10 protein-coding genes are annotated in these 13200 nt (G+C 71.1%); 2 read left to right on the top strand and 8 right to left on the bottom strand.

Annotated features, from left to right (window positions below):
* Window position 1: 1 nt before the first annotated feature.
* A complete protein-coding gene (locus tag Aco04nite_RS27665; RefSeq protein ID WP_213000166.1) occupies window positions 2–682 on the bottom strand; it encodes a GntR family transcriptional regulator in 681 nt (226 codons plus the stop codon).
* Between the two features lie 287 nt (window positions 683–969).
* Here Aco04nite_RS27665 and Aco04nite_RS27670 point away from each other — a divergent pair, with 287 nt between their 5' ends.
* Window positions 970–2097 carry an FAD-dependent oxidoreductase gene (locus Aco04nite_RS27670; RefSeq protein ID WP_213000167.1) on the top strand — a complete coding sequence of 376 codons (1128 nt, stop codon included), beginning with the start codon at window positions 970–972 and terminating at the stop codon, window positions 2095–2097.
* A gap of 48 nt (window positions 2098–2145) precedes the next feature.
* A complete protein-coding gene (locus Aco04nite_RS27675; RefSeq protein WP_213000168.1) occupies window positions 2146–3555 on the top strand; it encodes a serine hydrolase domain-containing protein in 1410 nt (469 codons plus the stop codon).
* Window positions 3556–3585: 30 nt separating this feature from the next.
* Here the strand turns inward: Aco04nite_RS27675 and Aco04nite_RS27680 are convergent, their stop codons facing one another.
* From Aco04nite_RS27680 to Aco04nite_RS27710, 7 genes are all read right to left on the bottom strand, one after another.
* Window positions 3586–4941 (bottom strand): extracellular solute-binding protein, encoded by a 1356-nt coding sequence (locus Aco04nite_RS27680; RefSeq protein ID WP_213000169.1) that lies wholly within the window; start codon window positions 4939–4941, stop codon window positions 3586–3588.
* The gene (locus Aco04nite_RS27685; protein ID WP_213000170.1) at window positions 4938–7985 is read right to left on the bottom strand and encodes a substrate-binding domain-containing protein; all 3048 of its coding nucleotides are present in this window, start codon (window positions 7983–7985) and stop codon (window positions 4938–4940) included. Before Aco04nite_RS27685 ends, Aco04nite_RS27680 begins: the two co-directional genes overlap by 4 nt.
* Before the next feature lie 4 nt (window positions 7986–7989).
* Complete coding sequence (locus tag Aco04nite_RS27690; protein ID WP_213000171.1) at window positions 7990–8391, bottom strand: hypothetical protein; 402 nt, start codon at window positions 8389–8391, stop codon at window positions 7990–7992.
* Window positions 8392–8524: 133 nt separating this feature from the next.
* Window positions 8525–9121, bottom strand: coding sequence for an MBL fold metallo-hydrolase (locus tag Aco04nite_RS27695; RefSeq protein ID WP_213000172.1), 597 nt, complete (start codon window positions 9119–9121; stop codon window positions 8525–8527).
* A complete protein-coding gene (locus tag Aco04nite_RS27700; RefSeq protein ID WP_213000173.1) occupies window positions 9108–11333 on the bottom strand; it encodes an ATP-binding protein in 2226 nt (741 codons plus the stop codon). Before Aco04nite_RS27700 ends, Aco04nite_RS27695 begins: the two co-directional genes overlap by 14 nt.
* Window positions 11334–11396: 63 nt before the next feature.
* Window positions 11397–11885, bottom strand: coding sequence for an RDD family protein (locus Aco04nite_RS27705; RefSeq protein WP_213000174.1), 489 nt, complete (start codon window positions 11883–11885; stop codon window positions 11397–11399).
* On the bottom strand, window positions 11842–13122 hold the full coding sequence (locus Aco04nite_RS27710; RefSeq protein ID WP_213000175.1) for a hypothetical protein: 1281 nt from the start codon (window positions 13120–13122) through the stop codon (window positions 11842–11844). The genes Aco04nite_RS27705 and Aco04nite_RS27710 overlap by 44 nt, the downstream gene beginning before the upstream one ends.
* Between the last annotated feature and the right edge of the window lie 78 nt (window positions 13123–13200).

Genomic DNA, 13200 nt, shown 5'->3' on the forward strand with positions numbered 1-13200 from the left:
CCTATCCCCGGAACACCGTGGCGGACCGGCGTTCGTACCACCGGGCGAGCTGCTCGCCGGCGCTGATCACGTGTGCCTGCATCTCGCGGCGGGCCGTCTCGGCGTCGTCGGCGGCGAGCGCGGTGATGATCCGCTCGTGCTCCGCGAAGTTGTCCTCGCGGTGGCGCGGGTTGTCCTGCAGCACGAGCGCGGAGACGTTGCGCGGGAACGCCTCGTTGATCTCCTTGATCACCCGGGCCAGCCGCTCGTTGCCGGCGATGCCGTGGATCAGCGTGTGGAAGCTGTCGTTGGCGACCGTGCTGGAGCCGTCGGGGCGGATCGCGCCGGGCCGCAGCGCCTCGTTGGCCTTGCGCAGGTCGTCGAGGCCGTCGCGGGTGATCCGGGGGACGGCACGCTCACAAACCAGGCCCTCGAGCTCGGCGCGGACCTCGTATGTCTCGCGCACGTCCCACGGGGCGGGGACGCGAACCACGGCGCCGCGGTGCGGGACGACCTCGATCAGGCCGCCGGTCTGCAGCTGGCGCAGCGCCTCGCGCACGGGGGTGCGGCTGACGCCGAGTGTCTTGGCCAGCTCCGCCTGGCGCAGTTGCGCGCCGATCGGGATGTCGCCGGACATGATCCGCGCCCGAATGGCAGCGGCTGTGGCGTCGACGAGCGCGTCGCTCCGGGGTGCGTCGTCCATGGTGGCCTCGCCCGCTGTGGTCAATGCGGTCCCGGGTTCGATCGGTGCCGCGACGGCGGCTGGGGTGGAAGCACGATAGCAAGCCCCGAAATCCCATTTCAGGATCCAAGCACTGTCTTGTTGGATCCAATATTAGCGCACGCTGCAATGAACCTGAACGCTGGCGAACTGGAATGAAGTGCCATCCGACGCCGGCAAGCGGCAGGGCCGAGCTACGGAGCCGGGTGTAGGTGTCGTGTCGTTGTTGTGTCGCCGGCGTGTCGGTGGGGGCGCGCAGGCTCGAACGCATGAAGAGCCCAGTAACGATCATCGGCGCCGGACTCGGTGGCCTCACCCTCGCCCGCGTCCTGCATCTGCACGGCATCCCTGTCACCGTCTTCGAGGCGGAGGCGTCGCCGACGGCGCGCGCTCAGGGCGGGATGCTCGACATTCACGACTACAACGGCCAGGTGGCCCTGGAAGCGGCCGGTCTGATGGACGAGTTCCGGGCCATCGTGCTGCCGGGGCGCGAGTCCGTACGGGTGCTCGACCCGGGTGGCGTTGTGCTGTTCGACAAGGCTGACGACGGGAGCGGTGGCAGTCCCGAGGCGCAGCGGGCGGCGTTGCGGCAGATGCTGCTCGACTCGGTTCCGGCCGGCACTGTGCGGTGGGGGCGGCGGGTCAGCGGGGTGCGGTCGGTCGGCGGCGGACGCCACGAGGTGATCTTCCACGACGGCAGCACCGTCGGCACGGACCTGCTCGTCGGGGCAGACGGGGCGTGGTCGAAGGTGCGGTCGCTGCTCACCGATGTCACGCCCGTGTACGGCGGCAGCTCGTCCATCGAGACCTTCCTCTTCGACGCCGCCAGCCGGCATCCCGCCACCGCGAAGGCGGTCGGTGACGGGATGTTGTTCGTGTCCGAGAACAGCGGCGGCGGGAAAGCGTTCCTCGTTCACCGGGAGAGCGACGGCAACCTGCACGCGTACCTGTGGCTGGCCCGGCCGCAGGAGTGGTTCGCCGGCATCGACTTCAGCGACCGGGTCGCGGCGACCGCCCGGATCGCCCGCGAGGTTGATGGCTGGGCGCCCGAACTGAGAGCGCTGCTCACCGACAGTGACACTGCTCCGGTCTGCCGGCCCCACTTCACACTGCCGGGCGACCATCGCTGGGACCGGGTGCCCGGGGTGACCCTGCTCGGCGACGCCGCGCACCTGCAGCCGCCGAACGGCGAGGGAGCCAACCTCGCGATGCAGGACGGCGCCGAGCTCGGTGCTGCCATCGCCGCTCACCCCGGCGACGTCGAGGGCGCGCTCACGGCGTACGAACAGGTCATGTTTCCTCGCAGTGCCGAAGCCGCGGCTGAGGGTGAGGCCACCACCAGGATCATTTTCGGCGACGACGCAGCGCAGAGCCTGATCGACCTGTTCCACGGCTGAGGTTCGTGGCGGCTGCCGGGCCTGCGCTGCGGAAGGTATAAAGCAGGGATGCAGAGCACTGTGTTGCCGCGGAGTACGCCCGGGGAGCAAGGCGTCGATGCCGGGGGGATCGACAGGTTCGTCGCCGCGGTCGCGGGGATGGACGGGGTGGAGTTGCACAGTCTGATGGTGCTGCGGCACGGGCATGTTGTTGCCGAGCGGTGGTGGCATCCCTATGCGCCGGAGATTCCGCACGGGCTGTATTCGCTCAGCAAGAGTTTCACGTCGACGGCGCTCGGGATGGCGGTGGCGGAGGGGCTCGTCGATCTGGATGCGACGGTGCTGTCGTATTTCCCGGAGCTCGACGGGCTTGTCACCGATGCCGGGGCTCGGTCGATCCGGGTGCGGCATGTGGCGGCGATGGCCAGTGGGCACGAGCAGGAGACGTTCGAGCGGGCGCGGGTGGCCGGCGGTGGGGATCTGCTGCGGGGTTTTCTGCAGGTGCCGCCGGAGCGGGAGCCGGGGACCGTGTTCGCGTACAACCAGCCTTGCACGTATGCGTTGTCGGCGATCATCGGCCGGGTGAGTGGTGGGTCGCTGATCGATTTCCTACGGCCCCGGTTGTTCGAGCCGCTGGGCATCAGCACGTACGGGTGGGGAGCTGACCGGGTCGGACGGCAGCCGGGGTTCGCGGGGTTGCATGTCACGACCGAGGCCGTCGCGAAGCTCGGTCAGTTGTATCTGGACGGCGGTGTGTGGGCGGGGCGGCGGCTGCTCAGTGCCGAGTGGGTCGCGGAGGCCACCCGCAAGCACGTGGAGACCCGGCGGCCCGAGCAGGACTGGGATCTCGGGTACGGCTTCCAGTTCTGGCGCAGCCGGCACGGCTACCGCGGCGACGGGGCGTACGGGCAGTACATGCTGGTTCTGCCGGAGCAGGACGCCGTGATCGCGATGACCGCGCAGAGCCCCGACATGGCAGCCCAGCTCGACGCCGTGTGGACGCATCTGCTCCCCGCCCTGACCCCGGACGGGGACAGCACGCAGGCCGGGACCGCAACAGCGGGCGGAAACAGCGCGCAGGCCGGGGCCGCAACAGAGCTAGCGCGACCGGCGGGCGGAGACAACGCGCAAGCCGCGACGGCAACAGAGCTGGCGCGGCCGGTGGGGCCGGCGCGGCTCACCGCGGGGAGTTATCGGGCGGGGGCGGGCAATGAGGTGCCCACTGTGCGGGAGGTGGTCGTGGATGCGAAGGAGGTTGTCGTGGACGGGGAGGTGATGGCTCTCAGCGCTGACGGGAGCTGGGCGGGGAGCGGGCCGGTAGTCACGGCGTACGGTGCGGATGTTGTTGATCTGGTGTTTGTGGAGACTCCGCACCGGATGAGGATTGTGCTGGATGCGGGGGCGGGGACCTTTGCGGCTCGATGGCGGACGATGCCGCTCGGCAGGGCGACCATTGCCGCGCAGCGCATGCCGCGGTAAGGAGTAAACAGCGTAGCCGCGGTAGGGCGGTCAGCCGCGCAGGTCGCCGGCCAGGTCGTTGATGACGTCCACCGGAGGTTTGCCCTCGCCTGCCGGGGTCTGCAGAGCGGCGTGGATGTGGGTCTGGATCAGCTGGCTCGCGTCGCTGTAGGCGGGTAGCACCGGGCGGCGGCGGGCATTGTCGATGCTCGATCTCAGCAGGGCGATGAAGTCCGGTTCGAGGTTGAGGGTGCCGCCGGTGAGGCTGCCGTCGGTGTAGAGGCTCTGGACGGTCGGCAGGTAGACGCCGGCATCGAAGATCCACTTTTGCTGGTCGGGAGCGGTGAGGAAGGCGAGGAGGTCCGACGCGCTGCTGCGGTGCGGTGAGCAGCGGGCCACCGCGATGTTCTCACCGCCGAGGGTGGTCGACCGGGTCCCCGGCAGCATCGTGACCCGGATGTGGGGGTCGCCCTTGCGCAGCACCGGCCAGGCGTCGGGCCAGTGCCGCATGATCACCGCTTTCTTGCCGAGGAAGGCGTTCAGGCTCGACGACTCGTCGTAGTCCAGGCTGTCCTGGGAGATCCACCGCTGGTGGACGCCGTCGATGAGCACCTCGATGCCGTCGGCCGCGGCGTCCAACTGGTCCTGGCTGACGGGCCGGGTCGGGGTCGGCAGGTCGCCGCCGGCCGCCCAGATCAGCTCCATCGCGTTGACTGTCAGACCCTCGTAGCTTTTCAGCTGGGCCGTGTATCCGGCCCTGTCGTCGCCCATCGAGGCACGGGCCGCGTCGGCGATCTGCTGCCAGCTCTCCGGCTTCCAGCGCTCGTTCTCGTTGCTGATCACCTTGCGGCTGACCAGCTCGTCGGCCCAGTAGTAGAGCAGTCCGACGTTGGTGGTGAACGGCACGGCATACAGGGTGCCGCCCTGGACGGAGCTCTGCCACGGTACGCCGAGGAAGTTCGCGCGCCGGAAGCGTTTCTCGTCCTGGGGCTGCAGGTATCCGCCCTCGGCGAACTCCGGCAGGTTGACGACATCCATGCCGACCACGTCGTAGCTGCCCGGCCCGGCGCGGCCGGCGCGTTTGTCGGCCTGCAGGGTGGTGGCGAGCTGAACCCGTTGCTGGTCCGAGGTGGCCGGGAGCACGACGATCGTCAACGGCTCGGCCGGGTGGTCCCTGGCCCACCGCTGGGTGAGGTCGCGTCGCTGGGCCGCCGAATAGTTCTTCACCGTGGCGAACGTGATCCTTCCGATGCCGTCGGCGCCGCATTCGGGCGGGCCGGCTTCGCAGCCTGCCACCGCCGCAAGGGCAGCCAGAAGCAACAGCACCGATGCCCCGCAGCCAAGCCTGCGCAGCCGCGCCGGCCCAGCCACCCGCGCCACCCGCGCCACCCGCGCCGGCGTGATCATGAGGGGGTCACCGCCCGGCTGGGGAGTGCTTTGGCGAACGCCGCGGCCAGCTCGTCCGCGCCCTTCTCCACGCAGGTGAGGTCGAACTTGTAGAGCGGCTCGAAGGGCGCGCAGTCGGCGCCGACCGAGGCGATGATGGAGACCTCGACGTCGTAGGCGCGCAGCTCGGTGGCGAGATCCTGCACCGTCGCGGCCGTCGGGTCGTCGTCGTTCTCGCCGTCGGTGAGCACCACGAGCCTGTTCACCGGGTCGACGCCCGCGGTTGCCGTGATCCCCTCGGCGAGGGTCCGCACGCCCGCCTGGATCGTGTCGTAGAGCCCGGTGTCGGCCTGCGTGGCCGTCAGCGACGCGAGCGCCGCCGCCGCCCGGCTCTGCTGGTCGCTGGTGGCGGAGGCGAGCGGCACGAGCTCCGCGTAGTCCCTGTTGCCCGACAGATGCGTGGCGAACCGCCAGACGCCGACCTCGTCGCCCGGTGCCATCTTGCTGCGCTCGACCGCGGTCCGGGCCGCCGCCCGGACGGTCTCGATGCGCTGCGTCGACGAGCCCGGTGGCGTCAGTTTCATCGAGCCGGAGACGTCCATCGCGAGCAGGACGCGGACGGGTCGCTGCGCCGAGGTCCAGGTGTCGATGACCTTCTTCGCCGCCCCGGTGCCCGGGTTGGGCATGGCCGCGCTGCTCCGCGGGGCGGCGAGGCCATCGGCCCGCAGGGCCGCGAGTCCCTTCGCGCTGTGGAGGTGATCGCAGAACGCCTCGGCCAGCTCGTGCTGCGCGCCGTCGCTCGCCGGGATGCCGGTCAGGGTCACGCACGGCACGTCCAGGGCAGGCGCCGGGGTGCTCGACTCCACGACCTTGAGGGTGGTGGTCACCGGCGCCGTATTGGCGACGGGGCAGCCGTCGCCCAGCGGACGCCCGGCGTTGTAGTCCGAGACGTATTTCTCGGGCATGAGGAACGCTGTGCCGTCCGGTGGCGCGTCGGTGGACAGCCGCAGCCGGCAGAGATCGTTGCGCAGGTCGTCGCCGCCGAGGCTGGGCCGCAGGATCTTCTCCGCGTCGCGGTCGTCCGACGCCGCTTCGTAGAGCGCGTAGGTCGCCAGTAGACCGGTGGTGGAATTCCGCGGGTCGGGCCGGGGGAACCTCCATCCGTCCTGGAGCACCTGTTTCCAGGTCAGGTGCGCAGGGCTGCCGGGGGAATCGGGGACGGCGAGGACGAACGGTGACGCGGCCACCGACGCTTCGGAGATCTCCGCAGCGGCCGGCAGGTTCAGGCTGAGCGGGGCAGTCCCACCCATGGCGGTGCGGGCGAGCTCCACCTGCACCGATGACTCCGGCACCCACACCTGCGGGGCCGGCCCGGCCATTCGTGCCTCGGCGTCCGCCGCTGCGGCGACCTCCGGCGTCGCCCGGGGATCCGCGTCGGCGGTGTCCGGCCACTGCTCGGCGATGCGGCGCTCGGCGAGCCCGTCGGAGCTCAGGGCCGTGATGCTGATGCGGACCTGGGTGTCCGCGCAGTCGGTGCTGGTGTGGCTGCTCTCGAACTCGCGGGCGGCCTTCTCGAGGGCGGGCTGCAGGGACTGGGTCGTCAGCACCGGCAGGTCCTGGGTCGGGATGCACCAGCCCTGCAGCTGGACCTTCGGCACGAGGTGGGCGGACGTGGTCGTGAGCAGGACGGCGGCACCGCAGGCCAGGGTCGCGGCGGTGCGCCTCCCGGCATCGGTGAACCTGGGCAGGTGAAGCCGCCGCGGCAGCAGGGGGAAGGCCGGCACGTGCCAGGGGATCTCCGGGCGGATCACCGTCGCCGTCACCGGGATCTCGGCGTCGCCCATCGCACTGGTGACGGTCACGGTGGCGGCGATGTCGCCGCGTCGCGCCGGGTCGATGGCGATGGCGAGCCGGTCGGAGTGCCGGGTGAGCGTCACCGCTGGGTCAGCGCACTCGGCCTGCCACCGGTCGCCCAGGTGCGGAACGGCCACCGTGATCTCGTGAGCCGGCACTGTCGTTCCCCGGCGCACCCGGCCGAAGCCTGCCACGGCCGGGTTCACTGTCAGGGAATTTCGCAGCAGTACCACCTGAGCCAGCTCGCCGAGCTGCGAACCCTTGTTGTCCTGGACCAACTGCTGCAGCCGGGTCCGGACCGCCTGCGCCGCACCGGCTGCGCCCGAGCTCGCGACCATGTCGAGCTTCGCGATCCCGGTGTAACGGGTCGCGGGGGTCGGAGACCTGAGCAACTCCTCGACGTCGGGCGGGATGAGTGGCTGGTAGGAGACGTTGCGGGCGACGAGGAAGTCGGCGGTGTTCTCGTGCTGCGTCCCGACCGGGGACTGCTGCAGTCCGGTCTTCGTGAACCAGTCCCTGGCGTACGCCAGCAGGTCGTCGGGGGTGATCCACTCGCTGTCGGCCCGGCCGGCGTCGCCGGTGCTCAGGCCCTCGATGATCGCCTCGGACAGCGCGCCGTGGCGCTTCTCCACCGACCCCTGCCCGGCTCTGGCGGCCGCGATCGCCACCGCGGCCCGGCCGCCCGCTATCGGAATCGCCGGGGCCGGGGCGAACTTCCCGACGCTGCGGTTCAGCGTTTCGTCGACGTCGTCGGAGCCTAGGGTTTCCCCGCCGTCCGGGCCGCGGAATTTGAACAGGCCGCCGTGACAGCAATCGAGGAGCAGCAGTTTGTACCGGGCGGGACTTCTCTTGATCAGATTTGCGAGCCAGTCGCTGGGGATGGAAGTGGAATCGGGATATTCCTCCGTATCCGTGTCGTGCATCGCGAGATAGAGGCTGTCGCTCGATGTGCCACGAAAAGCATGCCCGCTGAAGTGGCAGACCCGCACCTCGGTCGCCCCGCCCCGCTTGAAGAAATTCTCCAGAGCGCGCCGTGCCATGTCCGCCGTCGGATTCGGCAGAATCGTGACCTTGTCGAACGCGCCGATCGCTGGATCGGCCAGGACACCTTTCAATGCCGCCGCATCGCGCAACGGCGCCCGGAGATCGTCGAGGTTGTCGTCCAGATAGTCGTTCACGGCGATGATCAGGGCGGACCGGGCGCCGGCCATGAGCTCAGGGCCGCCCGTCGTCCCCGGCCTCGATCGCCCGCAGGAAGGCGGCGACGAGGCGTCCCTGCTCGGCGGTCGTCGCCGCGCTGACCTCGAGTTCGTTGTCACCCACTCGGATCTTCACCCGGCGCTGCGATGCGGTGTCGGTCCTGAGCCAGTCCCGGACCGTGTCGACCACCGTCGCGACCAGGCTCACGGAGGCCTGCACCGTCACCAGGATCGCGCCGATCGTCTCGAGGTCGGTCCCCCGGGTGCCCGGCGGGCCGCCACCGGTCACCGGGTGGCCGATGACGGCGTCGTCGTTCTCCGCGATCCTGTCCCGCAGATAGCCGGTCAGCTCGATGATGCGTTCAAGGTCGGCATCGGTCTCCTGGACCGACACCAGCATTTCGATCTTGTCGCCCATGCCCTGAAATCTCCGTAAGCAGAAAAGCCGGCATCAAAAAGCCGGAGTGGAATATCCGGTCGCCAGGCAAGGAGAATAGAGCATAGAACTGCGTCGAGTACGCCCCGTACGCACTGAAGCCAAATGCGTAAGATCAAATGTGTTCGCCGGGCGCCAGATAGCGGTACCCGTTGTCGGTCTCCTCCGCGAGCCAGCCGTTGATCGATTCGAGGCCGCGCTCGTTCAGCTGGGCATCGTGGATCGGGATCGTGCGGTCCGGGTTGACGGTCTTCACGAAATCGATCGCCTCGCGCATCTTCAGCCAGGAGCCCTGCGCCGGGACCAGGAGCGTCTCCACCGGCACGCCGGGAACGTGCAGCGAGTCCCCCGGGTGGTAGGCGGCGCCGTCCACGATGTACCCGAGGTTGGGGCAGTCCGGCAGCCCGCCGTAGATGGTGGCGTGCTCCCCGCCGACCGCCTGCACCTCGAAACCCGCCGCGCTGAACGTCGAACCGGGCGTGACAGGGGTGAAGTCCACCCCCGTGATCCCTGCGCCGGCCGGGGCGTAGACGGGGACGCCGAGACCCGCGAGCCGCAACACGTCGACGTGGTCACTGTGCTCATGGGTCACCAGGACGGCATCGGCGCCCTTCAGCGCGTACGCCTCGCTCCAGGTCCCCGGGTCGACGATCAGGACCCGGCCCTCGGCCTCGAGCCGGACGCACGCGTGGGTGTATTTAGTGATCCGCATGGTTGCGGATGCTACGTGCTTCCCGCCCCCACGCCTCAATGCCTTTTCCCTCGACCAGCTCCAGGGCCGCCGCCACCTCGGCCATCCCCTCCGCGGAGCGGCCGTCCTCCACCAGCAACAGTGCGAGTGCAGTGTGCGCGGGGATGAGCGGCCACACAGCACCGACCCGGGCGGCCTCGGCGATCACCGTACGCATCCCCGCTTCCGCACCGCTCGGAGCCGACGCCACGGCCGAGGCCGAGGCCGCGCGGCTCTGCCGGTAGCGCAGCCGGGCGAGGTAGAGCCGCGCGTCCGGCATGGCCTGCGGTGAGCGGTACGGCCGGGCGAGAAAATGCAGCAGCCGCTCCTCGAGCCCGTCGTACCGCCCGGCAGCCAGATCCAGGCCCATCTCGGTGAGCTCTACGATCGGCCGGAGCCGTTCGTACTGGGCGGCGTCGACGAGCCGGCGACCGGTGTCGAGCAGCTGCGACGCGGCGGAGGTCAGGCCGGCGTGCAGCGCGCCTTGAGCCCAGTTGAGGCAGGCCCGGGCCCGGTCCCGGGGGTAGCCGGCGAACGTCTCGTCGGCGAGGGCCGCCTCGATCGCGGGCCACGCGCCGGGATCACCGGTCTCCAGGCTGAGCGACAGGCGGGCGATCTCGACGGCGAGCAGGGCGGACGGGTCCCCGGAGAGCTCGGCTGCCGCGGCGGCCTCGGTGCAGCGGCGTTGATGTTCCGAGACGTGCCGGCCGACGACGGTGTCCGGCGCGGAGAGGACGGCGAGGGCGCGGGCGCGGCGGGCGTGCTGACGCAGGTAGGGCACCGCGCGCTCGATCTCCTCGTACCCCTCGCGGGCCTCGCCCTGCTGGCGCAGCATCCGCCCGAGTGCCAGGCCCAGCTCGCCGCGGGCGCCCGGGGGCAGCCGGCGGTCGGCGAGCAGGCGGCGCAGGACCGGGATGGCGTCGGCCTGGGCGACGCTCTCGATCGCCGAGCGGCCCAGTTTCACCGCGAGCCGGACCCGGACCGGGCGGGGCAGGTCGGCGTACCCCATGGTCTCGAGCAGGAAGCGGGCCGCGGTGGCGTCGTCGCCCTGGGCGGTGGCGAGATCGGCCGCGGCCTCGGCGTTGCGCACGTGGTCGGCGGGACTGCCCGCGAGCCGGTAGTGGTGGGCGAGCAGCGCGACCGGCCGGGGCTGCTGCTCCTCGAGCATCCGGGCGCTGCGCAGGTGCAGCAGGCTGCGGGTCACCGGCGGGACGAGTTCGTAGACGACCTGCCGGGCGAGGGTGTGCCGGAACCAGAGCCGGCCGTCGCGTTCGTGCAGCAGGCCGGCGGCGCGGGCTTCGGCGAGGGCCGTGGCGACCGTACGGTGATCCGTGTCGACCATCACGGACAGTGGGTGCGGGTCCGCAGCCATGCCGGTCACCGCGGCCGCGCCGAGAATTTCCTGGGTGCGTTCGCCGAGCTGGCGCAGGCGGGTGAGGAGCACGTCCCGCAGCAGGGCGGGGACGGCGACGTCGGCGAGGACCTCGGGATGGCGCCGGATGCGCTCCACGTCACCGCCGGTCACCAGCGAGCGCACGACCTCCTCGATCAGGAACGGGATGCCGGCCGTCCGCTCGAACAGGTGGGTGATGAACCGGTCCGGCGGCTCGGCGCCCGCGTCGAACCTGGTCAGCACCGCGGCGGCGAGACTGCCGACCTCGTCTCGGGTCATCGGCGACACCGGCAAGTGCCGCACGGCCGGGGGTGGCTGCCAGCCGGGGAGGCCGTCACGCATGGTTATCAGCACGGACAGGCCGGGCACGGGGTACGCGGCCAGATGGTCGATCAGCTCCACGGTGGCCGGATCGGCCATCTGCAGATCCTCGAGAGCGACGACGAGCGGACCCCGCTCGCGGAGCAGCTCGGCCATGGCCCTGAGCAGCCGGGCCCGCTCGGCGTCGGCGTCCAGCGGCGGCCCGGTGACCAGCGGGGAGGTGAGCCGCAACCCGTCGACGAGCGGTCCGAGCGGTTGCGGGTCGCGCAGGTCGTCACAGTGGGCGACCACGATCGGGACCTCGGCGCTGTCGAGCAGCTCGGCGACCAGCCGGGTCTTCCCGACCCCCGCCTCGCCGGTGAGCAGCACCAGCGCCGACGGTCTCGCCAGCTCCGCGCGCAGGGCGTCGAGCAGCACCGCACGGCCGACGAAGGATCCGGGCGCTGTGGGCAGGGCGAAGGCCGCGGCGAGCTTGGACACCGCGGGGAACAGTATCCGCAGATCGCGCCCGGGTATCCGTGACGTCGAACACCCGCCCGTAGCTCAGCCGGCCGGCAGGACCACCACCATCGAGCCGGCGGCCTGGTCGTGCAGGCAGCGCACATCCTGCCGGAAGATCGTGCCCGCGTCGACCAGGGAGAACACGCCGCAGGTGAGCGCGCCGGCGCCGCTGAACAGGACGGCCCTGATCAGGAGCTCGCGGACGAACATCCGTCCCCACCCGAACGGCTCGCCCGTCAGCGCGTCGACCACCACGTAGCCGAGCAGCGACTTGCCCGGGCTCTGGCCGTGCTGCCAGGTGAACAGCGACCAGATGAACCATCCCACCCCGAGGGTGACCACCGCGATCCCCCCGTCGAGCAGTGCCGCCCCGATGCGATCTCCCGCCGTCGCCGGCCGGGAGATCACCGGGGGCGGCGAGTAGCCGGCAACCCGCATCAGGCCGGCGGGCTGTGGATGGTCACCGCGCGCACCGGCCTGGGAACGCTCACCGATGTGGGCGACGGGCTCGCTGTTCTCTGGTGTCGTCATGCTCGTTTCTGACGGACATGCCCGCCGGCAGAATGCTCAGGACCGTCGTGACGATGCGGTTGACCGTCTGTGTGTTCGCGAGCGCGCCGGACAGACCGCCGACCGGATCGGCGGCGCCGTAGGGTGCGCGGTCGAGCGTCCCGGTGAACGTCCCGCCGAAGACCGCGCGGATGACGTCGACCACGATGGCCTCGGCCCGCTCGCCCCCCGCGACCCGGCTGTCGATCTTCCGTACCGCCTCGGCGGCGAGGCCGAGCAGCTCGGCGTCGATCGCGCCGTCGGGGTCCGCGGGGCCGAGCGGCCGAGCGAGCTCACCGGTGGCGTCCCCCACCGGCGAGGTGGCCACGGGCGCCTGCTTGGCGCCGAGCGGACGCTCCACGTACGACTCGTACCAGTCCCGCCGTCGGCGCATGATCGCGAGAACCGACTCGATCTCCCGCGCGACGGTTGCCGGGTCGCTGGTCGCCCACTGCCCGGTCCGGACCCCCCGCTTCTGCGACCAGGACTCCAGGGGCCAGGTCTCGGAGCCCGCCGTGAGCGTGACCCCGACCCAGACCAGGATCTCCGTCGCGAGCGTGGTGAGCCACGGATCGTTGTCCAGGGCATCGGCGAGCCACCGCGGCAACCGCGGACGCTGCAATGCGCCACGCCGTCCCCGCATCCGCCGGTGATGGTCGACCGTGGCGGCGTTGAGTCGCCCGGCGATCCACGCCTCGAGGTGGAGGATCGGCTGCCGGGCGTGGGCGAGCACGTCCGCGACGACCGCCTCGACGTCCTCGTGGAACCGGTCGAGGCATTCGTCGGCCAGCCGTTCCACGCCCGACGCACACATGGCGTGCCCGCGCGCCAGCTCGAACCTACGGGTCAGCCGGGAGAACACAATCGGCCAGACCACCTCGTACGCCGCACCACTGAGCCGCACCCGCAGGCCGGTATCGGCGGCGGCAACGGCGGCGAGCTGTCCACTGCGCGCCAGGCCACGGAACTCCCGGACCCGGTCGTCACCCGCCGCCCGCAACCCGTCGGACAGCGCCCCCTCGGCGCGTTCCGAGCCCGGCCGCAGGTCGATCACGCGCCGCTCGTCGACGCTGCGCGACGGCTGGTCCCGCACTTCGACGGGCGCTTCGGGCCGGACCGTGCGGGAGGCGTAGAGCCCGCCCTGGGGCGCGTTCGACGCGCGGCCCGCACGGATCCGGGCGGGGTCGAGACGCTGGGTCGGGGCATGCGAGTTGTTCACCGCTACTCCTTCCGGTCGAGCTGCCAGATCGGGATCCGATCGAGTCGCCCGATCGGGCCGATCCTGAATGAGGACTGT

Origin of the sequence: Winogradskya consettensis, from assembly GCF_018332715.1 — a bacterium.
Classification (GTDB): domain Bacteria; phylum Actinomycetota; class Actinomycetes; order Mycobacteriales; family Micromonosporaceae; genus Actinoplanes; species Actinoplanes consettensis.

Excerpts from the sequence above, each read along its gene's own strand:
- Aco04nite_RS27665 (WP_213000166.1), bottom strand. The coding sequence starts at position 682 with ATGGACGACGCACCCCGGAGCGACGCGCTCGTCGACGCCACAGCCGCT.
- Aco04nite_RS27670 (WP_213000167.1), top strand. The coding sequence starts at position 970 with ATGAAGAGCCCAGTAACGATCATCGGCGCCGGACTCGGTGGCCTCACC.
- Aco04nite_RS27675 (WP_213000168.1), top strand. The coding sequence starts at position 2,146 with ATGCAGAGCACTGTGTTGCCGCGGAGTACGCCCGGGGAGCAAGGCGTC.
- Aco04nite_RS27680 (WP_213000169.1), bottom strand. The coding sequence starts at position 4,941 with ATGATCACGCCGGCGCGGGTGGCGCGGGTGGCGCGGGTGGCTGGGCCG.
- Aco04nite_RS27685 (WP_213000170.1), bottom strand. The coding sequence starts at position 7,985 with ATGGCCGGCGCCCGGTCCGCCCTGATCATCGCCGTGAACGACTATCTG.
- Aco04nite_RS27690 (WP_213000171.1), bottom strand. The coding sequence starts at position 8,391 with ATGGGCGACAAGATCGAAATGCTGGTGTCGGTCCAGGAGACCGATGCC.
- Aco04nite_RS27695 (WP_213000172.1), bottom strand. The coding sequence starts at position 9,121 with ATGCGGATCACTAAATACACCCACGCGTGCGTCCGGCTCGAGGCCGAG.
- Aco04nite_RS27705 (WP_213000174.1), bottom strand. The coding sequence starts at position 11,885 with ATGACGACACCAGAGAACAGCGAGCCCGTCGCCCACATCGGTGAGCGT.